The organism is Alloiococcus otitis ATCC 51267 (genome assembly GCF_000315445.1).
GTDB lineage: Bacteria > Bacillota > Bacilli > Lactobacillales > Carnobacteriaceae_A > Alloiococcus > Alloiococcus otitis.
The window spans coordinates 302,579-322,940 of sequence record NZ_JH992958.1; the positions used below are offsets into that span (position 1 = coordinate 302,579).

The 20,362-nt window shown below is 44.8% G+C and carries 21 protein-coding genes and 1 riboswitch; of the genes, 7 read left to right on the forward strand and 14 right to left on the reverse strand.

The annotated features are described in order from the left end of the window. Positions 1–251: 251 nt before the first annotated feature. The 4 genes from HMPREF9698_RS08435 to HMPREF9698_RS03925 form a co-directional block, all read right to left on the reverse strand. The gene (locus HMPREF9698_RS08435; protein ID WP_003777505.1) at positions 252–821 is read right to left on the reverse strand and encodes a TetR/AcrR family transcriptional regulator; all 570 of its coding nucleotides are present in this window, start codon (positions 819–821) and stop codon (positions 252–254) included. A 248-nt stretch (positions 822–1,069) separates the two neighbouring features. Beyond that, a complete protein-coding gene (locus HMPREF9698_RS03915) occupies positions 1,070–1,315 on the reverse strand; it encodes a hypothetical protein (protein WP_003777507.1) in 246 nt (81 codons plus the stop codon). A 66-nt stretch (positions 1,316–1,381) separates the two neighbouring features. Then, on the reverse strand, positions 1,382–1,591 hold the full coding sequence (locus tag HMPREF9698_RS03920) for a hypothetical protein (RefSeq protein ID WP_003777510.1): 210 nt from the start codon (positions 1,589–1,591) through the stop codon (positions 1,382–1,384). Between the two features lie 24 nt (positions 1,592–1,615). Then, positions 1,616–2,209: a manganese efflux pump MntP gene (locus HMPREF9698_RS03925; protein WP_003777513.1), complete on the reverse strand. Its 594-nt coding sequence runs from the start codon at positions 2,207–2,209 to the stop codon at positions 1,616–1,618. 384 nt (positions 2,210–2,593) lie between these two features. Between HMPREF9698_RS03925 and HMPREF9698_RS03930 the strand changes: the two genes are divergently transcribed. The 4 genes from HMPREF9698_RS03930 (at position 2,594) to HMPREF9698_RS03945 (ending at position 8,529) form a co-directional block, all read left to right on the forward strand. Next, positions 2,594–3,442: a glycosyltransferase family 8 protein gene (locus HMPREF9698_RS03930; protein ID WP_003777515.1), complete on the forward strand. Its 849-nt coding sequence runs from the start codon at positions 2,594–2,596 to the stop codon at positions 3,440–3,442. A 424-nt stretch (positions 3,443–3,866) separates the two neighbouring features. Further along, positions 3,867–4,574, forward strand: coding sequence for a WxL domain-containing protein (locus HMPREF9698_RS03935; protein WP_003777517.1), 708 nt, complete (start codon positions 3,867–3,869; stop codon positions 4,572–4,574). A 77-nt stretch (positions 4,575–4,651) separates the two neighbouring features. Next, on the forward strand, positions 4,652–5,740 hold the full coding sequence (locus tag HMPREF9698_RS03940; RefSeq protein WP_003777519.1) for a WxLIP family cell surface protein: 1,089 nt from the start codon (positions 4,652–4,654) through the stop codon (positions 5,738–5,740). Between the two features lie 17 nt (positions 5,741–5,757). Then, positions 5,758–8,529 carry an Ig-like domain-containing protein gene (locus HMPREF9698_RS03945; protein WP_003777521.1) on the forward strand — a complete coding sequence of 924 codons (2,772 nt, stop codon included), beginning with the start codon at positions 5,758–5,760 and terminating at the stop codon, positions 8,527–8,529. Between the two features lie 122 nt (positions 8,530–8,651). Here the strand turns inward: HMPREF9698_RS03945 and HMPREF9698_RS03950 are convergent, their stop codons facing one another. Next, entirely contained in the window at positions 8,652–9,107 is a 456-nt protein-coding gene (locus HMPREF9698_RS03950) for a MaoC/PaaZ C-terminal domain-containing protein (protein WP_003777523.1), read from the reverse strand. Between the two features lie 169 nt (positions 9,108–9,276). On the opposite strand from HMPREF9698_RS03950, the gene HMPREF9698_RS03955 reads away from it, so the two are divergent. Then, positions 9,277–10,218, forward strand: coding sequence for an IS481 family transposase (locus HMPREF9698_RS03955; RefSeq protein WP_003777525.1), 942 nt, complete (start codon positions 9,277–9,279; stop codon positions 10,216–10,218). Between the two features lie 307 nt (positions 10,219–10,525). Continuing rightward, the gene (gene yghU, locus HMPREF9698_RS03960) at positions 10,526–11,311 is read left to right on the forward strand and encodes a glutathione-dependent disulfide-bond oxidoreductase (protein ID WP_003777526.1); all 786 of its coding nucleotides are present in this window, start codon (positions 10,526–10,528) and stop codon (positions 11,309–11,311) included. 56 nt (positions 11,312–11,367) lie between these two features. Here the strand turns inward: yghU and HMPREF9698_RS03965 are convergent, their stop codons facing one another. From HMPREF9698_RS03965 to HMPREF9698_RS04005, 8 genes are all read right to left on the reverse strand, one after another. Next, positions 11,368–12,420: a 2,3-butanediol dehydrogenase gene (locus tag HMPREF9698_RS03965; protein WP_003777527.1), complete on the reverse strand. Its 1,053-nt coding sequence runs from the start codon at positions 12,418–12,420 to the stop codon at positions 11,368–11,370. A gap of 254 nt (positions 12,421–12,674) precedes the next feature. Further along, a complete protein-coding gene (locus HMPREF9698_RS03970) occupies positions 12,675–13,973 on the reverse strand; it encodes a Na+/H+ antiporter family protein (protein WP_003777529.1) in 1,299 nt (432 codons plus the stop codon). A gap of 476 nt (positions 13,974–14,449) precedes the next feature. Beyond that, positions 14,450–15,016 carry an energy-coupled thiamine transporter ThiT gene (gene thiT, locus HMPREF9698_RS03975; RefSeq protein ID WP_003777530.1) on the reverse strand — a complete coding sequence of 189 codons (567 nt, stop codon included), beginning with the start codon at positions 15,014–15,016 and terminating at the stop codon, positions 14,450–14,452. A 72-nt stretch (positions 15,017–15,088) separates the two neighbouring features. Then, positions 15,089–15,188, reverse strand: a riboswitch (TPP riboswitch). A gap of 96 nt (positions 15,189–15,284) precedes the next feature. Beyond that, positions 15,285–15,911 carry a hypothetical protein gene (locus tag HMPREF9698_RS03985; RefSeq protein WP_156795139.1) on the reverse strand — a complete coding sequence of 209 codons (627 nt, stop codon included), beginning with the start codon at positions 15,909–15,911 and terminating at the stop codon, positions 15,285–15,287. A gap of 169 nt (positions 15,912–16,080) precedes the next feature. After that, positions 16,081–16,779, reverse strand: coding sequence for a hypothetical protein (locus HMPREF9698_RS03990; RefSeq protein ID WP_147292213.1), 699 nt, complete (start codon positions 16,777–16,779; stop codon positions 16,081–16,083). An 89-nt stretch (positions 16,780–16,868) separates the two neighbouring features. Continuing rightward, positions 16,869–17,510, reverse strand: coding sequence for an ABC transporter ATP-binding protein (locus tag HMPREF9698_RS03995; RefSeq protein ID WP_003777541.1), 642 nt, complete (start codon positions 17,508–17,510; stop codon positions 16,869–16,871). Positions 17,511–17,512: 2 nt separating this feature from the next. Beyond that, positions 17,513–18,322 carry a hypothetical protein gene (locus HMPREF9698_RS04000; RefSeq protein WP_003777543.1) on the reverse strand — a complete coding sequence of 270 codons (810 nt, stop codon included), beginning with the start codon at positions 18,320–18,322 and terminating at the stop codon, positions 17,513–17,515. Between the two features lie 355 nt (positions 18,323–18,677). After that, positions 18,678–19,067, reverse strand: a complete 390-nt coding sequence (locus HMPREF9698_RS04005; RefSeq protein ID WP_003777545.1) for a DUF4430 domain-containing protein — start codon at positions 19,065–19,067, stop codon at positions 18,678–18,680. A gap of 331 nt (positions 19,068–19,398) precedes the next feature. Here HMPREF9698_RS04005 and HMPREF9698_RS04010 point away from each other — a divergent pair, with 331 nt between their 5' ends. Continuing rightward, positions 19,399–19,884 (forward strand): hypothetical protein, encoded by a 486-nt coding sequence (locus HMPREF9698_RS04010; RefSeq protein ID WP_003777547.1) that lies wholly within the window; start codon positions 19,399–19,401, stop codon positions 19,882–19,884. A 2-nt stretch (positions 19,885–19,886) separates the two neighbouring features. Here HMPREF9698_RS04010 and HMPREF9698_RS04015 read toward each other — a convergent pair whose 3' ends face one another. Then, positions 19,887–20,330 (reverse strand): YaiI/YqxD family protein, encoded by a 444-nt coding sequence (locus HMPREF9698_RS04015; RefSeq protein WP_003777549.1) that lies wholly within the window; start codon positions 20,328–20,330, stop codon positions 19,887–19,889. Between the last annotated feature and the right edge of the window lie 32 nt (positions 20,331–20,362).

A 20,362-nucleotide genomic window follows, 5' to 3' on the forward strand; every position in this document is an offset into this window, starting at 1 on the left:
GATTCAGCCAAACGGATTGCGTATTCACGCAAAAAGTACTGGCGACTGTCATGCACACATGAATTTCATCGTGCAATAACAACAGAAAGACTCAGCAAGTGGGGCTTAGTTCCACTAAGCACTATCGCTGAGTCTGCTTACGCAAGATATTGAACCGCCGTGTACGGAACCGTACGCACGGTGGTGTGAGAGGTCGACTAGCCAATTAATGGCTAGTCTCCTACTCGATTCAATTTAGTGGCTTACCAGTCTTATTCCAAGGGGATTTCAAAAATATCAGTCAGGGAGTGGCTGGCCAAATAAGTATAAGCATGGATGTAAAAGTCGATATCATAGTCATCGTTGAGGTTGTGGCAGTAGTGGTAGAGGACCTGGACTAGGCCATTAGTGTAGAACTTGGCCACATTTTCCATGCCTAAGGTTTGGATGGCCTCCTCATCTTGGAGGGGAAGTTCTTGGAGGAGGTAAATGGCAAAGGTCTCGATCTTATCTGATAAGATGCTAATGAAGTTGGGCTGTCCTTCGATGTTGAAGGCCTTTTTGTAGAAGTCTTTGTTTTTATTGAAGTAGGCAAAGATAACCGGGATGATTTCGGTGACCATGTTAATTTCAACCAAGGAGTAGAGGGTCTTGAACAATTCCTGGTCCAAGATTTGTTCAAAGATCATAAACTTGTCGGAGAAGTAGTTGTAAAAAGTTGGGCGGATGACACCAGCACCATCTGTTATTTTTTTGATGGTGATTTTTTTAAAGGGGATCTTCATCATCAGGGACTTGAAGCTAGCGACCAGTAAGTCTTGGGTATTTCTCTCCTCGGCCAAAAAAACCACCTGCCTTGTATCCGTTCTTAACCTCATTTTAACATTATGCGGCTCTTTTTAACACGAAAACCACTTGGTAAATAGAAGAATATTAAGCTTAAGCAAAGTTGATCAGTCAATTGTATAATAAATAAATAAGACTAGTTTGTTTATCTGCAAAAAAACTTCAAGCCCCCAAGGGACTGAGACAGGTCCCTTGAAGGCTTGAAGCCGGTTAAATATTTATAAGGAGTTAGCAAATGAGTTTATCAGACCAGGCCGATTATGAGGGCGATCACACCGATAATAATAGCGGCCCAGTTGACACCTTTTTGTGGAGAGAAGAGTCCTATGATACCAAGGACAGCAGCAATAATACCGAGCCAGATTGGTTGCCAGAAAAAGCCGATGACACCGACGATAATCCCGATCCAACCGAGCCATAAGCCTGCTGTATCACTTAGTCCACTGTTGTTATTAGGTGCTTGGTTTGTGTTTCCTGGTTCTTGTGACATACAAACGCCTCCTAAAGCATTGTGGTTCGAACTTACAAAGTCATCATCTGTCTTAGCCTAAACTTGTCAGACCATGGCGATAATCAAGGCAATAGCCCCGATTGCGATGGCTACCCAAGCAAGGGCTTTTTGTGGGGAGAATAAATTGATAATACCTAAAACTAAAGCGATAATTCCCAACCACACTGGTTGCCAGAAGAAGCCGATCACACCGATAATAATCCCGATCCAACCGATCCATAATCCGGCCGTATTGCTTAGTCCGCTATCTTCCATTTATTCCACCTCCTAATTGGTCGACTAGATACTTACCAATCTGAAGAGTAGGTCGACGCTGATGACCAAGAAGATGGTCCCAGCAACATAGTGGGCGACTGGTTTTTCTTCAAAGCCAAACCAGTGGCCGACATAGATACCTAAGAAGACGGCTAGGATACTAAAGATGATAAAGGGGAGGAGAATTTCAAAAATTGAAACATCCAAGGCCCCCAGTCCCATGCCGACTAAGATGGCATCGATGCTGGTGATCACCGCCAAAGATAGGATCTTGGTCATACTAAGTTGGTCGACCCTTCGCTCAAGTATGGTGTCCTTGTGGCGGTACTTCCAGATCATAAACAAACCCAAAATGGTAAATATTCCTATTGCAAAAATCAAGAGGATGTCTTGGACTGCCCTTTGATCAATGGGTATACCATAGTCGATCAACCGACCAGTAATGACATTACTCAGACCAACAGTCACAGTCTGCCAAGATCCAAAGAGAATACCAACTTTAAGTAAGTTAAGGTAGTTTATGCGTGAGAGCATGGAACCTTGGATCACCATGGCAGCAAAAACATCTAGTGATATTGCAATAGCTAATAAGACAATTTCAATTGTACCTATTTGCATCACCTGCCTGTTGATCAGGGGGTTTTTGAAGGAGTGATACTGCCAAGACCTCCATCTCCCTTGATTTCTAATTATAGTATAGGTAGAATGATCCAAACATGAAAGATGCAAAAATGGCCATTTGTGGCTAAGATCATGCACTTTTACCTACTTGCATACGGGTCAGCTACAAAAAGGGGAAATTGTATTGGAAGGAAGTCAAAGCTAGGAAAGTGTCAGTTGGGATTGGGGTTTTTGGCCAGTTAAAATGGCTTGGGTAAAAGCTACTGAAGCCCCATTTTTTCATAGGGTTTTGGTTTGTTCTATGCTAAGATAGAGTAACGGTTAGAACTTGGCTTAGATATTTTGACTCAGGAAAAAATCCTAGAATGAAAGGAAGATGGTATGTCCCAGCAGGCTATCTCGGTCCTGGTTTCTTTTGATGAAAATTATATCCCACCCTTTAAGACCATGTTTTACTCCCTCATCCAAAACAATCCAGACCAAGCTTTTAAACTATGGCTATTACACCAACAGGTTAGCGAGTCAGCCCTTGAAGAAATCCGATCATACTGCCAAGACCTGGGAGCTGACTTTCAGGCCATTAAGGTCAAGGACCAGGATTTTCAAAATGCGGCTGTCACCAACCGCTACCCACGTGAAATGTACTTTAGACTTCTAGCCCCCTTTATCCTGCCAGCTGATTTGGGCCGGGTCCTCTACCTGGACCCAGATATTTTGGTGATTAACCGGATTGAAGAGCTTTGGCATACCGACTTGGCGGGTAATTGCTTTGCGGCAGCCTCCCACAAGGGCTTTACAGATATGGTGGGCGGGATTAACCGGGTCCGCTTGCAGACTGAACATGATTATTTCAATACAGGGGTTATCTTGATGGACTTGGACCGGGCCCGCCAGGTAGTTGACCCGGATGAGATCTTTGCTGCCGTCAACAAGTTCGACAAGCTTCTGCTCTTGCCCGACCAAGACATCTTCAACCACCTTTACGGCAAGCACACCAAGCTATTGGCCGAAGAAAAATGGAACTACGATACCCGCAAATACACCCGCTATTACCTAAAAAGCGACCAAGAATACACCCCCGAGTGGACGGCGCAAAACACAGCCATCCTCCACTTCTGCGGCCGGGACAAGCCTTGGGAGTCGACCAAGTTTACTGGTTTTGTCCTCTTATACCAACACTATGACCAGGCCCGGCAGCAATTTGAAAAAGAGCGAAAAATAAAAGCATAAAGACCCCAAGCCCACCCTCTTACTTTAGGATAAGGGTGGGTTTTGACTTTGATGGAGGTTTTTTGAGCCCAAGGTCTTCCTAGTTAAGCAGACTTGGTCTGAGAAAGGTAAGAGTTTATGGATAGTCAGCTTGGACGAGGTGAGAAAATACGACGTTTATTCTCACTGAGTTAGGGGGTTAGTTGATAAGTAGAGTTTCTTATTCTCATTAGCGGGATAAGCATGACGATTACACTTGTGCTTAAAATGATTTGGTTAGTGGGAACTAGTCTTTTATGAGCTTTCTTCTAGGAAAAATATGGTTTTCAAAGAAGAAAAATTAATTATTAAGAATTATAATAAGCCCTTGATTTGCTAGATTAGTTTCGATATAATCGGCTTAACTATTGTTATTTAAAGAACTTGTAAAAAGGAGAGATTGTGAATGAAAGTGAAACACTTTGTAAAAGGGAGTCTTTTAGCAGGCTTAGTCCTACTCCCTGTTTTAAGTAAAACTGTTGATGCAGCACCAGGAGACTACGAACCGCGTTCAGCAAATTCTGACGCTACTGTTGAATTCACCCAACCCCAGGACACTCCATCTATTATAGACCCTGAAAATCCAGGTGAAGACAATGATGAACAAGGCGGTACTGGCCAAACTGGTCCCTTGACTATAGACTGGGTGTCAAACTTGAACTTTGGTAGCCACGAATTTTCAGTCGAAAAGCAAACCTATGAGGCTACAAACCCAGCACCATTTGTCCAAGTTTCTGACCGTCGTGGTACAAGTGAAGGCTGGAACTTAACTGTCCAAGCAGCCCCATTTACTACTAGCGGACTATTGGGTGCTGAAACAAGTCTTCCAGGTGCTACGTTAACCTTTACTGGTGGGGAAGCTGTTTCAAGAATCAACCCACTTTTAGCACCTACTGTCTCTGACCCAATTGAAGTTGAGACCAATAATGAAGCGACTCAAGTTGCGACTGCTACACCAGGTCAGGGTGTTGGCTCATGGGCAATACGTTGGTTGAAAGAAGAGGGATTAACAACTGACTCTAAAGTAGAATTGACTGTTCCAGAAGCTGCTGCTTCACCAGGTGAACACACTTCAACCTTAACCTGGACCTTGACTGATGCACCAGGTCAATAAGGGAGAATACATTTTAAATAAAAACGTCTCTATTTTAATAGAGATGTTTTTATTTAATCATAGGGGTTAGTGAATTTATGAAGAAAAAAATATTATCGCTTTTACTTGTCTTGTCAAGCTTGTTTGCCCTTTTTGCCACTACTGTCCATGGTCAAGATGAGGGACAAGCTGTTCCTTATTCGGTCCAGGCCCTCTTGCCCGACAACCAGGTCAATGACCAGGTTTCCTATTTTGATATTGAAATGGAACCGGGTGCTTCTCAAGCCTTAGAAGTTGATGTCTTCAACTCTTCGAGTGAGGAGATAAAAGTGGCGGTAGAAACCAACTTTGGAGCCAGTAACAGTAATGGGATTATCACCTATGACGGTACTATTGAAGAGTATGATGACAGTATGGAAGCCCCCTTTGACGAAATCAGCCGGGTCTATGAGGAAGAAATAACCATTGCCCCGGAGGACTCCAAGCGGGCCATTATCGATGTGGACATCCCAGAAGAAGGCTTTAACGGTCAAATTCTTGGGGGAATCTTCTTCCGTCTGATCGATGATGAAGAAAACGATGGCCAAGCTGAGGGTGAGGAAGAAGCAGGCCTCGGTTTTGAAAATGAATATGCCTATGTTGTTGGGGTCAACATTGTTCAAGCTGACCCTGAAGAAGATGGTGACCAAGACCAAGCCTGGGCGGATAAAAAATCAGTTGAGGAGATCGACCCAGAATTAGAACTGAATTGGGTGGAAGCGGACTTGATTAACTACCAAACCGGTGTGGATGCTGAGTTTGCTAATAAAACCCCTGTCTTGGTTGAAGGGGTTAACTTCCACGCTTATGTCACCCAGGTGGGCAGCGAGGAAGTCTTGTATGAACGGGAAGTGGATAACTTTTCTATCGGGCCCAACAATGTCTTCAAGTTCCCAGTCCTTTTCAACCAGGAGCCCTTGGAGCCTGGGGACTACACCTACCATGCTAACTTGTCCAATGAGGAAGAAGATTGGGAATTTTCCCAAGATTTTACCATTACAGAAGTTCAATCGGAAGAATTAAACGAACAAGCAGTTGAACTTGACGATGGCTGGAACTGGACTGCTATTGCCATTGGTGCGATTGTCCTAGTCCTCATCCTCATTTTGGTCATTGTCTTCCTACTGCGTAAATTGCAAGCCAAGTAAGTTGAAGGAGGGGTAACGTGAAAAAACTTGTAAAAATAGGGACTAGCCTAATCTTGCTCGTCCAATCTATCCTCCTTGCTTGGCCTGTCCAGCCAGTCCAGGGGCAAGACCAGATTGGTCAAGATTTTGAATTTTTCTTAGACCCCCCTTTAGTGGGTGACCAAAGCATCACTGGGGAAGCCTTGCCCAACCACCCTATTAGCTTAGAGGTCCAAGACCAGGAATTCGAAACCTTAGTTGAAGAAGATGGTCAATTTGAATTTGACCCTATTCCTGGGTTAAGGGAAGAAGATGACATCTTAGTCAAGCAAGGTGAGAATGAACTTAAAAGTCCGGTCTTTACTGAAGACCAGGCCCCAGACCGGGTGGAATTTGAGGGAGACTTCAATTTTGAAGGCCTGGTTGACTTAGATGAGGCAGAAGACCTAGACCCGGATGCTGACCAAGCTGGAGAACAAGAATCTGATGTTGAGGAAGAAACTGAAGACGAGGCCCAAGACAAGTCTGAAGCTGGGTCTGACCCAGAAGGTTCGGACCGGTCTGTAGGAGAAGAAGGGGAGGACCCGGAAAATTCTGAGGATGAAGCAAGTGCTTCTGACGAGGAAGAGGAAGTAGAGACGGAAGACGATTCAGAAGATGCGGACGCCACAGGTGATCCTGGTGATGAGGAAGTGGACGAAGAGGCTGAGGACGAAGAGAATGCAGAAGAAGGCGACCAGCCAATTGGTCAGTCCCGAGCTGCTGCACCACCTAGCCAGGCTCCAGGCCCAACAAGTAGCTCAGCTGCGGTCGCTCAAGTGTCCAACTTAACTGAATTGATTAGGGCTATGGAAAATCCTAACATTGAAATTGTCCGTCTGACCAGTGATATTTCAGGGTCTTCAGGAGCAAGACCTAATATGAGAGTAGACTCCAATAGTCGGCGGAAGATCTTAGATGGCCAGGGTTTTAGTTTGCATATTAACCAAGCTGCTGGTTTTGACACTGGGACCCGGATCGATGATATGGTGGTCAAGAATTTTAGTAATATCTATACCCGTCACTCAGATAATGACGAGGGCTTCATGCGAATGCGGTCTAACCCTTACAATTTCCACCTGGAGGATGTGACCTTTAACGATGATAATTTACCTGATGGGGCCCACCTCTTTTCTGCCTGGGAGTCAACTATCCACTTCTATGGTCAAATCAATGTTAACACCCCTCCCAGTCGTGACTTTATAACCCGGACCCGGCTAGCTCATTTCCATGATGGGGCCCAAGTTGTTTTACGGTCAAATGGAATTGGACTCCAGCAACTCGACCAGGGGAATGTCCGAAACCTTCCTAAGGGGATCGTTGTCGGTGATGGGGTTAACCTAACGATTAAATCAAAGGATGCTGCCTTACACAATACCTTTGCAGGGGCAGGGCCTATCCAACTAGAGATTGGGACAAATTCCAATGTTAACCTGGAGTCGATCGATAATGATGCCATCAATATTGAGGGGACGTCCAACTTTAACATGGAAGTCGCTCCCGGGTCACGACTTAACCTATTTTCCGAAAGATGGTCGGGCTTGTCTGGAACCAATAATAATGCGGACCAAGTCTTTAACCTGGATATCCGGGGCCATTTAGATATTGAAGCCAACCGGGGCCTCTATTTTAGACGGCAAGCCTTCAACTTCACCCTAAGAGAAGGGGCTAAAGCCACCATTCAGGGGGGAGAGAGTGCGGTTTACCAATACAATGCCATTAACCGGAACCGGCCCCAGTTTAATGTCTACCCCCAGGCTAGTTGGGAAGCAAGCAGTCAAAATGGGGATACCTTTAGGCTGCTAGGGCAGTCAGACTTTAACATACAAGCACCTGAATCAGTGGATTTCAGGGCGGAGCAACCTGACACCCTAACCATTTCCAGGGATACTAGCCACCGCTTTAGAATAAGTAACTTATTAATGCGGTCCTGGACCGAGAATATTAATAACCTTTATGCCGGGGTCCAAACCCGACAATTTGATCAAGGGTCCTTTACTTTGACTCCCGATAGCTTTACCGATGTGAATATGACACCATCCAGTTCTGTCTTCCCTAGAGAGTTTCCCCGCACGATGCGGCGGTGGCAGTTTATAGCAGGCTTGGATGATCCGAAAGTGGATGAGCCAGTCTACGATACTTCGACAGAGATTACTGGTCAGGCCCAGGCCAATTCTGAGGTTGTTATCTTAGATGATGACTCAGAAGTTATTGCCGCCACCGATACAGATTCTAACGGACGTTTCAAGTTTGAATTGGACCAGCCCTTTCCAGTTGGGACGACTTTAACCTTCCAAGCCCGTCGGGGAAGTGTTCGGTCAGGCTGGGTAGACGTTGAAGTCCAGGGTAACCGGTTAGAACTATTCTCAGTGGATGACCTAGTCTTCCAGACTACCGAAATCAAAGACCAAGCCAACCAGGTCATTCCTAAGACCCAACCTGTCCAGGCCCAAGTCTTAGATACTCGGCCGGAAGGGTCTTGGCAGCTAACCGCACAAGCCCTAAGTCCCTTGACCAACCAGACTGGCTACCAATTGCCTAATGCCTTGTATTATTACAGTAATTCCACCAATAACTTCCAGCTCTTGGAAGGCCAGGCCGTCCAGGTTGCCAGTGACCAGTCCCCTAACCTTGAGGGGGTTGGGGACTACCTTAGACAGGTAACCTGGGCAGAAGAAGAAGGCTTCCTTATCCGAACCAATCCAATTTATGCCCAGTCAGAAAGCCAGTATACCAGCCGGATCCAATGGACCTTAAAAGACGCACCATAAAGTAAAAAAGCCACGCCCTAGCGCTTTTTAGCGCTTGCAATGGGCATGGCTTTTTAAGGTTGGAATGGAATAGGTAGGAAAAATCCGGGACTCCCTTCCTCCTGGCTCCGGCAGGTTTAATATTATTCTTGGCTATCCTTTTTAAGATAGGTGAAGCAAAGAGTTGATTGTTCTAAGACAACTTGGTCATCTTGGTTGAGTGCTTGGAGGTCAAAGACGACCTTGAGTCGGTTGGGGTTCTTGCTTGAAGGTTTTAATTCACTAATTTTAGATTTGACCCGGATGGAGTCTCCAGGTTTAACCGGTTTAACCCAGGTTAATTCAGTCTTAAAGCCAACCCAGCCATTTTCGACCCGGGTGCTGTCCAACCATAGCCGCATGCCTAGGTTGACTGTTAAGAGGCCACTGGAAATCAACTCCCCATAAGGGCCCTCCTTAGCCAATTCTTCATCCACGTGGAAAAATTGGGGGTCGTATTTTTTTGCAAATTCGATCATTTCTTCTTTAGTTACGAGGTAGCTGTCGCTTTCAAAAGTGTCACCCAAGTTGAGGTCTTTTGCCTGGCGTTTTCCTTCCATCACGCATCATCCTTTCCTGTCACATAAACTTAATTATAAATAAAAGCCCCGGGATGTCAAAAAGCTAGGGTTTGTTAGAGTATAATACTTATGTGACACTTACCATCAAAAAAAGAGGATGCTTCTGCTATACTGAAGTTAGCACCCAACAGAAAGGAAGCATCCTCGTATGGCTATTATAACAGAAGAAATGCGTTATCGCGAAAAAGTTGTAAAATATGCGATCAAACAGGGCAACAATGCCCAAGCAGCCCGCCGTTACCACACCAACCGGATGCAGGTCAAACGGTGGCGTGACCGTTATGATGGCACGGTCGAAAGTCTGCGAAACCAGTCCACTCGGCCCCATAGCCATCCTCGTCAGCACCAAAAAGAGGAGCTGACCTTGATTAAAAAAGTTTATCAACGCTATGGCCATGAAGGGCTTGCCCAGGTTTACGTTGAATGTCAGAAAAGGGGCTATCGTCGGTCCTATGGCAGTATGAGTAAGCAGATTAGAGACCGCAAATGGGGGATGTCGGAAGAAGCTGTCCCCAAACGCTATCCCAAATCAAAATGGCAACCGGACCCGGTGTCTTATCCCGGTGAAAAAGTCCAAATTGATATCAAATACGTCCCTCATGAATGCATTCAGTTTGAGAGTTATGACCGTCGTTACTACCAAATCACGGCCATTGATGAGTTCTCTCGCAAACGACACAGTACCATCGTCGACGAAAAAAGTGTCACGCATACGGCCCAATTTCTGCTTGATTTACAAGACCAGCTGGGCTTTCAAATTCAGATGGTTCAAACTGATAAAGGGGCTGAGTTTGTTAACGATCCCGATAAAACAACGAAAAAGACCTTGTTTGAACAACGCTTAAAAGAGCTTGGCATTCAGTACCGAACCACCCGGCCCTACTCCCCTTGGCAAAACGGAAAGGTCGAAAGAAGCCACCGGGAAGATCAAGTTCGTTTTTATAGTAAGCGCGTTTTTACATCGGAAGCGGATATGAAGAAGCAACACCAGCGGTATATGAGTCGCCATAATAACATTGTCCGAAAAGTCCTCAATTTTCGAAGTCCTAATCAAGTGGTCGATCAGTATAGGGCAGAAGTCGCTTCTTAGCCTTCATCAGTTTACATTTTTTCTTCTCCCGGTCAAGGACCGCTACGCTTTCCTCCTTGACCGGCAGGGCGAAAAAATGAGTTGGTTGTTTAGGCTAACAAGCGTTATTCCTAGAAGCGGGTGTCACATATGTTTGATTACTCTAGACCGGGATGTCAAAAAGCTAGGGTTAAGCTTGTGTAAAGTTTTTTAGACTGGGCTTGGCTGGGCAAAAGTCTTGATGAGGCATATCTTTTAAAGGTCGGCCAGGCTTTTAGTATAATGAGAAAGTAAGCTATGACGACCAGATTATTAGGAGGCTGATAAGATGTCTGACTATCAAATCCCAAAAGTTTGGGAATGGAATGAAGAAAATCCTGATCTTTCCGGTAACCGCCCGACAGCCGGTCCCCGCTTTGACCAAGACTTGCCGGTCGGAGATGCTCCCTTGCAAGTTTATTCCTTGGGGACACCAAATGGGAAGAAAATTTCCATTATCTTAGAAGAGTTGAAAGAATTAGGTAAGGATATTGACTATGACTTGTATAAGATTGATATTACCAAGGGGGACCAGTTTGGGTCTGACTTTGTCAAGCTCAACCCTAACTCTAAGATACCGGCTATGGTGGATCAGAGTCTTGACCCTAACCTGAAATTATTTGAATCCGGGTCGATCCTTCAGTATTTAGCTCAGAAATATGGCCACTTCCTACCAGAGGAAATCCATCAAAAAACAGAGACACTCAACTGGCTCTACTGGCAAATCGGGGCGGCCCCTTATGTGGGTGGCGGGTTCGGCCACTTCTTTGCCCACATTTCCCAAGCCATGGAATACCCAATTGACCGCTTTACCAAGGAGACCAAACGGCAGTTAGACCTCTTGGATAAGGTCTTAGCTGACCGACCCTTTATTGCTGGTGACCAGTACACGATAGCTGATATCGCAATTTGGCCGTGGTATGGGGAACTGGTCTTGGGCAACTTATATAAGCGGTCAGACGAATTCCTTAACGTAACAGAGTACACTCACTTAAGAAATTGGGCAAAAAAAATTGCTGACCGGCCTGGTGTCAAAAAAGGTCTAACGGTTGACTACCAGTCCATTAAAGAATAAAAGTTAAAAAAGCTCCCAGCCTCTGGTTGGGAGCTTTTGACTTTGGAGGGTCTTGGTTATTCTTCTCCGCTCAATTGAACGAGGATTTTAGCCTGGCTCTTGTCATTTTGTAACTGTTCAAAACCATCTTTCACAATATTGTCTAATTCGATTTGATCGGTAATTAAAGGCCATGGGTCCAGTTGACCGCTCTCAATCATATTGATGGTTAATTCAAAGATATCGTCTTCATAGCCCAAGCTAGTTGAAATGTGGACACCGGAAATGGTCAACCACATTGGGTTAAATTCGATGCCGGTTTCGTAAATAGAGACTACATTGACCATTCCTCGCGGTCGAGTAGCTCGGATGGCTTGCTTGAAGACGACATCCACCCCTGCCACTTCAAAGGTTCGGTCGACACCATAAGGATAGTATTGTTTGATGTATTCAACCGGGTCTTGGTTTCCGGAATTGATAGTGTGGGTGGCTCCGAGTTCTTTGGCTTTTTCTAAACGTTTGTCAGATAGGTCAAAGGCAAAGATTTCGCGCGCACCTGCAACCCGGGCTGCCATAATGAGGGCTAGACCGATTGGGCCGACACCAAAGATTGCGACTGATTCCCCAAACTGCAATTCACTTTCCCGGATGGCCTGCATAGCAACTGCAATCGGCTCTACTAGGGCACCGAGTTTTAAGTTGGTATCCTTGTTTAACTTGTAAGCATGTTTGGCATCAAAGACAGCGTATTCGGCAAAGCCCCCATCTTGAGCTAGCCCAATGGTCGACCCGCCTTGGTACATGTCAATTAGGCCACCACCATGCTTACCACTTAAAATCATCGGGTTAACCGCAATCTTGTCGCCAACTTCGATATCCTGAACGTCAGGTCCCACTTCTTCGACAATACCAGAGAACTCGTGGCCCATGGTAATGGGTTTGACTTGGCCAGTTAAAGGGTCTGGTTTGTCACCAGGGATGTTCAAGGGACCTGCATTGTACTCATGCAAGTCACTGCCACAAATACCAGCCCAGGCTACTTTCAATAAGACATCATTTGGGCCGACTGACGCCCGGTCCACCTCTTCCACCCGAATGTCTTTTGCGTTATAGAATCTTGCTGCTTTCATGAAAGCCCTTCTTTCTATTAAAAAAAATTATATCAACGCTTACATCCTATTATAGACTACTTGTAAGCATTTCACAAAAGGAAATAAGGAATGTAAAAAGAATTTACATTAATTTAAAGGGCTTGGCCTGCTTTCGTTTTGGCTAAAATAAAGAGTGGCTGAACATGACCTTTGATTTGAGAAAGACTTGACCTTGGTATAAAAATAAAAAAAGACAGGTGCAACTCGCACCCGTCTTTTGTTTCCTTTATTGATTATAAGATACTGGCACCGACCAGTCCAAAAAGAATCAAGGCGGTATTGTAGTGGAGGAAGGTTGGAATAACGGTATCTTGGATGTGGTCGTGCTGGCCGTCGACATTTAAGCCGGCAGTGGGTCCCAGGGTGGAATCAGATGCTGGGGAACCGGCATCCCCTAAAGCAGCGGCTGTCCCCACCAAGAGGATGGTAGCTGGGCCGCTGAAGCCTAGCTCTAGGGCTAGGGGGACATAGATAGCTGCAATAATGGGGATGGTCCCAAAAGAAGTCCCAATCCCTAAGGTGATAAAGAGACCAACCAAGATCATGCCCACTGCTGCCAGGAAGGGGGTGTTGCCTACCAAGTCGACAATGCTTGCCACCAGGTCTTCAATCCCCCCACTTTGCCGGATGACTTCACCGTAACCAGCTGCCACTAGCATGACAAAGGCAATATAGCCCATCATCCCGATTCCCCGGTCTAACATCTTGTCAATACTGGACCAAGTGACCACCTTGGTCAACAGCATCAGGCCAATGCCGACAATAGCTCCTAGGGCCAAGGACCCAATCGTGAGCTGGATGGCCAAAGCAGACACAGCAGCAATTAGAGCCATTAAGTGACTAGAGGTAAAGGATAAGTCCGCCTCATCCTGGTCCAGGTCAACTTGGTCCATGTCGTAGTCCCGATCTTTGCGGTAGGAGATAAAGACAGCGACCAAGAAGCCAACTAACATGGCCAGACCTGGGATCCACATCACTTGCCAGATGTTATTTAAATCAACCGGTAAGCCACTAGCAGACATTTCGTCCCGCAAGATGCCGTGGAAGATGAGCCCGTAACCAGCCGGGATGGACAAGTAAGGTGCCTTGAGGCCAAAGGTTAAGGCAGAAGCCACAGCCCGGCGGTCGATTTTAATCTTGTTCATCAAGGGGATGAGGGGCGGAATAAGGATGGGAATAAAAGCAATGTGGACGGGAATCAAGTTTTGCGAGAATATACTGACAAGGCCGATGAGGAGGACCAGGACCTTACCGTTATTCTTAATGACCTTGGCAAGCTTCTGGGCCAGGACCTTGTCTAGGCCAGTTTGGCTAATGGTGGCAGCCAGGGCACCAAGGAGGATATAGTTTAAGGCCGTCTCCGCATTTCCGCCCATGCCAGAGACTAAGACCTCCATGACTTGGCCGAGGGGGATGCCAGCCAAAAAGCCAGCCACTAAGGCCCCGATGATTAGACTAATTAAGACGTTGAGCTTGGCCAAAGACAGGACCAAGACAACCACAACGGATAAAAAGACAGGATTTGTTAACATAGTCATGCTCCTTTTGTATTGAAGTTAAATGGCTAGCGACTAACTTGGTCCAATGATGGTAGATCTTTCGTCTTTCAATGAAGTAAAGCCAAATGTTTTTCACCTGTCTCATCCTTTCTATTCCTGCCTGTAAAAGTTGATAAAAAAGACGCCCTTTTCAGAAAAAGGACGTCTAACCGTGGTTCCACCTTTATTTCCTCTCCTTTCGCAAGGGGGAGGCTCAGTGTGTCTGAACACAGTGGTAACGTAACTAACGGTATAATTTTTTTATACAACTCATGGGTGTGTATCTATATTTATTGGTTCAGCTTCCACCACATGCTGACTCTCTAAGCCAATAAAAATAGCTTGGTCCAATCGACGCTTTGATTTATTAAGTAAGATTATACAGGAAAATAATATTATTGCAAGAATAATATGAGAGGAATTTTACCTTGACTTGGTACAGCCATTACCAGGCCAAGAACCCGATAATCTTAGCGGAAGTTGGGTCGAAAGAGTCGCTGGGAAGACTTGAATAAAAAGCCGATGACGAGGATAACAGCCAAAGCGGTGGCTAGTCCACTTGCCCCGTTAAAGACAGCGGAGAAGACCACTTCATTCCAACCCTCTGGTGCAAATTCGCCCCAGTAGATAACACCGGCTACAAAGTGCCAGAAGTAGCGGAGGACCATGGCAAAGAGGGTAGCGACCGAAATAATCTGGATCCCTCTTTTATCAGAGTCTTGGGCCAAGGCCTTCTTCAATGGGCCAGCAAATACCCCAGCAAAGCCCATACAGAAGTAGGGAATGGTGTATTCGATCATGCCTTGGGTAAAGGTCAGCCACTGGACGTCTCCGATAGCGATTTTAAAAATACCGTAGGCTAGGCTAACGATGACCCCTTTTTTCCAGCCATGGCGGAGGGCGAATAAGATGATCGGGATAGAAGAAATGTCCACAGAGAATGAGGACCCAATACCAGTTGGGATAAAAGACAGGATCTGGGCGACCGCGATCATCAAGGCCCCTTCCACAAAGGTCCGGGTAGCATTATTTTCCACAAAAAAACTCCTTTCTTGAGCAAAGGAGCTAGTGAGATGGCCTTTCAAGATAAGGGCAGGCAAAATAAGCATGCCAAAAAGGCCTTGCTTTCCCTCCGCACATACGAATGTGACAGGTTCAAAGGGTCTGGTCTTAACCACTCTCAGCTCTCTAGCTCCCCTAGCAATATCGTTTATATGTTTATCCTATCAGAAAGTCGGCCAGTAAACAATAAGAATTTAAGTTTGATTTGGTCATGGTGGGGCTAGTGGCGACCAGGGCAAGACCTTAACCTGATTTTTGAGTAGTTTGATACAAGGTGAAAAGGATGATTGACCAGACGACGGTTGGACCTAAGATTGTGAAAAACTGTGAGCTGGTATTTGACAAATAGCTAGCCCAGGACACTTGTCCGACGGGGTTGACCGGGTCTAAAAGGGGGCAAAAAATATGAAAAAAGATTAAGACCAAAAGCCCGGCCAGGCTGAGAAAAAGATTAACAGAATCTTGTCCTGTTAGTAAAGACTGTAGGTTATGGAGGATGGACAAGATAGAGATTCCAAACGTTACAGATAAAAATACCAGGACCATCTCAAAAGTTTGTAATGGGCCAACCCAATGAAAGAATTGACCTGCCCTAGCCGGCGGAAAAAAGTAGCTACCCATTACTAATGCTAGTAGCAGGATGATAGCAAGCGAAATAATAGTTGATACCACTTGGCTAAGGAGGAAAGCAGATAAACCCTTTAAGCGAGATTCTATCTTGGTTAAAAGGATGGCAGAAAGGGAAGGATCGCTTCCTGGAATTGACCAGTTAAAAGTTAGAAGCAAAAAAAGAAGGATGAAAAAGAAGAGGCCACTGGCTAGTCGGTTGTCGCCAACAGCTCCCCCTGTACTATATAAAAGCCAATCCATTAAGTTTGCTTCTCGGTCGAATAGTTGGAGATAATTTTGAAAGCTAATGAGCCGGAAAGCTAGAAATAAAAGGAGGGCTAGGCAGAACAGGGCCAGGCGTTTTAAGCTGAAAGTTATTTTTAAGTGGGCGATGACGATTCTTCCGAGCATAGACTTGGTCCTTTCAATTCTATCTTTCAAAATGATTGAAGATCCGAGTGTTGGCTATAATAAGGACAAGGATCAGCAGAACTAAGTAAGTCAATTGAAAAATTGGAGTAAACCAGTCGACAGCCAGCCCAAAGGGTTGGAAAATCTGGCTGGATGCCCTGGAAAACTGGGTAAAGGGTAATAAGGCACTAATGTAATCTGGTAGATTGATAAGGTAGATGACAGCATGGCTTAAACACAAGGCAAGGATAACTAGGCTAACGACAAAGCCATTTTGGGTTAGGAGGAAAAGAAAAAGGGTCAATAAGCCAACCATAAATAAACCCAATATGATATAAACCATTACAACAGTAAAATCAATGAGAAGAGGTGAAGGGGTTTGGTTAATAATAAAGTGGTAATGATTGTCCTCTAGTCGGTGGCCCAGTAAAAACCAAAGGAGTAAGCATGAGGCTAGTAACAAGACCAAGTACTCCACTAGTATCTCTAGGAGTTGCTTAAATTGCTGGTATAAAAATTTTGGGCGGCTATCAAAACGCAGGACTAGGATATCAAAAAAATCATCCTCAAAAGTCTCTGAAAAGCTATTTAAGTAGTATAAGCTAAAGCTAAGGGGGAGGACCCAGTAAATACTGAGTAAGGGGAGGGTAAAAAGATTGAATACTAAGTCTACTAAACCAAGATCGGAAGGGCTGTTTAGCAAATTGGCAGCCATCATGAACTCAAGGCTCTCCATTCTGACTAGAAGGCCAATCAAGGCAAAGATTAAAAGTAGCAATGACAGTTTTTTTAGACTAGCTAGCTTGATCATAGGCTGACTTCCTGTAAGTCAGCCTGGTTGATCTGGTAAGCTTTATCTGAAAGGTCTTGGATAAAATCCTTGTCGTGGGAGATTAAAACAATAGTGGTCCCCTTATTTTTATATTCGACCAATATATCTTTTAACAAGGATAGTCCCTCTTGGTCAAGAGCGTTAGTAGGCTCATCTAGGAGAAAGATGTCCGGGTTTTCCATTATCGCTTGGGCCAGGCTGAGTCGGCTCTTCATGCCTAAAGAATAATCTTTTACTTTGGTCTTTAAAGAGGGAATGAGTCCCACTTTTTCCATGACATTTTGGATGTCTTGGTCAGTCAATTGATTTTTTAAGGAGGCTAAAAATTTTAGGTTATCAAAGCCAGATAGGGTCGGGATAAAGGAAGGGTTACCGAGAACCAAACCGACAGATGGGGCAAGTTTCCCTTTAGCCAGTAATTGTCCATCTAGTAATACTTGACCCTCATCAGGGTAAGACAGGCCACAAATCATTTTTAAGAGGGTCGTTTTTCCTGACCCATTTGGTCCTAGCAAGGCTGTGATTTTGGCACTAGGAAAGGAAGCGTTAATATGATGAAATAATTGACGGTTCTTAAATTGTTTGGATAATTGAACAAGTTTAATTTTTTCTGACATGGCTAGCCTCCTCTTTTTGGTGATGGCAGGTATTTATAGTGGAATAGAGTAAAAATGACCAGTAAATCTAAAGCAATGTAAGCCAGCCAATAAATGAATACTTTGAAAATGTTGTCGGGAAGTTGTAGGGTTTGCAGTAAAAAGATGATGGGTGTGTAGTTAAAAATAGGGAATTGCCGGGGATCTAAGGCATAATAGTGGGTATAAGGGATGGCAAAAATGATTAAAAACAAGGCTATATAGAGCTGGGATTTTTTAGAAACGACCATGCCGACCGCTTGCCCTGTCAATTGGAAAGCGATGGCAGCCAATATGTTGGCCAGAATTAAGCTAAAAGCATAGAGGGGAAGGTCTGCAAATTGTCCCTCTACTAGGAAAGTATGGATAATATTATTTTCTTGGAGTGGGAAGATAAAAAGATAGGCTATCAAAAGGACAGAATAGAGTAAGCCAATGAGGGAAGCAGTGATGAAAGAAGTGCTTAGAATATTTACTATGAGCTGGTGGCGTCTACCAATACGTAGGGCAGATAAGGTCATCATGCCACTGCTTTTATCAGTGAAAAAATAATCCCCAGCAATCCCAAAGACAAAGAAAGGAAGGAACAGAGGCAAAATGGAGGTTGATTCGTCGTGCCTGGTAATAAAGACCTCTAAAGCATGAGGAAAAGCATAGCCTGTTTCAGGAGTATAGGCTAAGGTAGTCAAGTAAAGAAAACTATCCATGAGGACTAAAACAAAAAACAAGAACAGTAAAATCAAGGTTAATTTGTTAAAAAGCATCCGCTTAGCAGTTAATTTTAGTAATTCCACTAGCCCAACTCCTTTTTATTGGCTTATAAAAGGGGATAGGAATAGTCCTATCCCCTGTACTTGTCATTGAAATCTATTCAACTAAGGCTTCCAAGTCCATGTAATAGGAGGAACTTTCCTATGGAGTAGCTAAGACAAGTGGGCCTAAAGCAAAATTGTTTTCTAAAATATAGCACATGGTGTTTAGAAAAACAACTTTTATCAGCTAAATTGTTGATCAACTTTTTCCGTCAGATTCTGTATAAAACTCTAAAAAACACTTTCATAAGGGTCCTATAATTAAAGGGTGAAATAGTCTTTGTAACTAGCCTGGTTACTTTATCTCAAAATGGCTTTCCCAACTCTTGTATCGGCTTTATGGATTATCAGCTGACTTATAGGACCAGTAGACCCATTCGACTTGGTCGCCGTCTTTTAGCTCATACTGGTCGGGAGAAGTCCGGGCTTCCATCTGGTTCACCCGGTAAATCCAGTAGGCCCCTTCTTCATCTTCCTGGGTATCGAATTGGTCAATGGCTAGGATTTCGGTGTCTGACTCGTTGGTTTTGATGTCAAAATGGTCTTTCATCACTTCCAGTAGGGGGTCCCCCTCTTGAAAGCGGACTTCCCGTTCAATGCCGGCCTGGTCGCTGACTGTGATTTTGATTGTAGCCGAAGCTGCCCCCACTCCTCCCCCTTGGCCAAAGAGGGAACATGCTGAAAGCAAGACCAGTGAAAGTATGAAAGTCAATAGCTTTTTGGCCATAAGACCCACCTCCTAGACTTATTATAAGCTTTAATAAGAATTATTTCTATTGAATGTAGCTCGATTGCTTCGGTTATCTTTATTCAGCTGGCAAGCTTGGCAAATTAGGCGGATTGACCTGCAAAAACCATTGTCCAAATCCTGTCCAACTTTTTACAGTAGATAGTTGGTCTTTAGCCGTTGACCTAGGTCAGATTGGACAGATATTATCCCTAAGGTCTAAACTTGACAGCCCTTGTCAAATGTGGCAAAATAGATGTAAAATTTGACCAAAATTGACAAAGGCCGACCCTAGCCTTGTGGTTATGGTCTTTAGGAAGTAGGTGAAGCCATGAGTGACTACCCGACCATCCAAGAGTTTGCCGATCGTTTGGACGTAACCAAGCAAACTGTACATAATCATTTAAAGAAGGTTGCTTCAACTGACCGGACCAAAAATGCCCGGGGGATCATTGTCTTAACGGAAGAGGAACAAGCAGGCTTGATTGAATCCATTACAGGTAAACCAGCCAATGAAGAAGACTTAACCAGTGCTAGCCAGGACCTTTCCCAAAAGATTGAAGACTTGGAGGCTGAAATTGACCAGCTTAAGCTTAAAATTGACGAAAAAGAATCCCAGATCAGGGAATCCAATAGCCGCAATGGTCGTCAGGCAGACCAAATCGATGAACTTAACCGTCTCTTGGACCAGCAGCAACAACTCCAAGCCGTAACCCAGAAGCAATTGAATGCGGCTTTGGAAGACAAGACGGAATTATTGGAGTACAAAGAAAAACAAGAGGCCAAAGGGTTTTGGGCCCGACTTTTTAACCGCTAAGATTAAAGGGTAGTGATTATAGAGTGGAGAGTTTGGCGAAAGGCCTTCCTGTCTGCTTCTTTCAAGGGGGCTGGTCCCTTGACCCGCTGCCTTTTTTTACGGGCTTGTTGGCTATAGTAACGACCTTGGATGAGGCCGTCCAGTAACTTATCTGTGTAGATAAAACCAGTGTGGTGGAGGACATAGCTGACCTTGTTGACCAAGATCAAGGCCAGGCCGTAGTCTTGGGTGACGACGATATCCTGGGCCTGGGCCAATTGGACAATCTTAAAGTCCACGGCATCCCGGCCCTTTTCCACATACAAGCATTGGACATGGTCGGGATAAGGGGTTAGGCTGTAATGGTCAAAGCTAGAGACAATAAGGACAGATACCTCTTGGCCTTGGCTTTCTTCTATGATGATATCTTTAACGGGACAAGCATCCCCATCAACGATAACTTTCAAGCTAGAAGTCCTTTCTAAAGAACTGTGAGGTG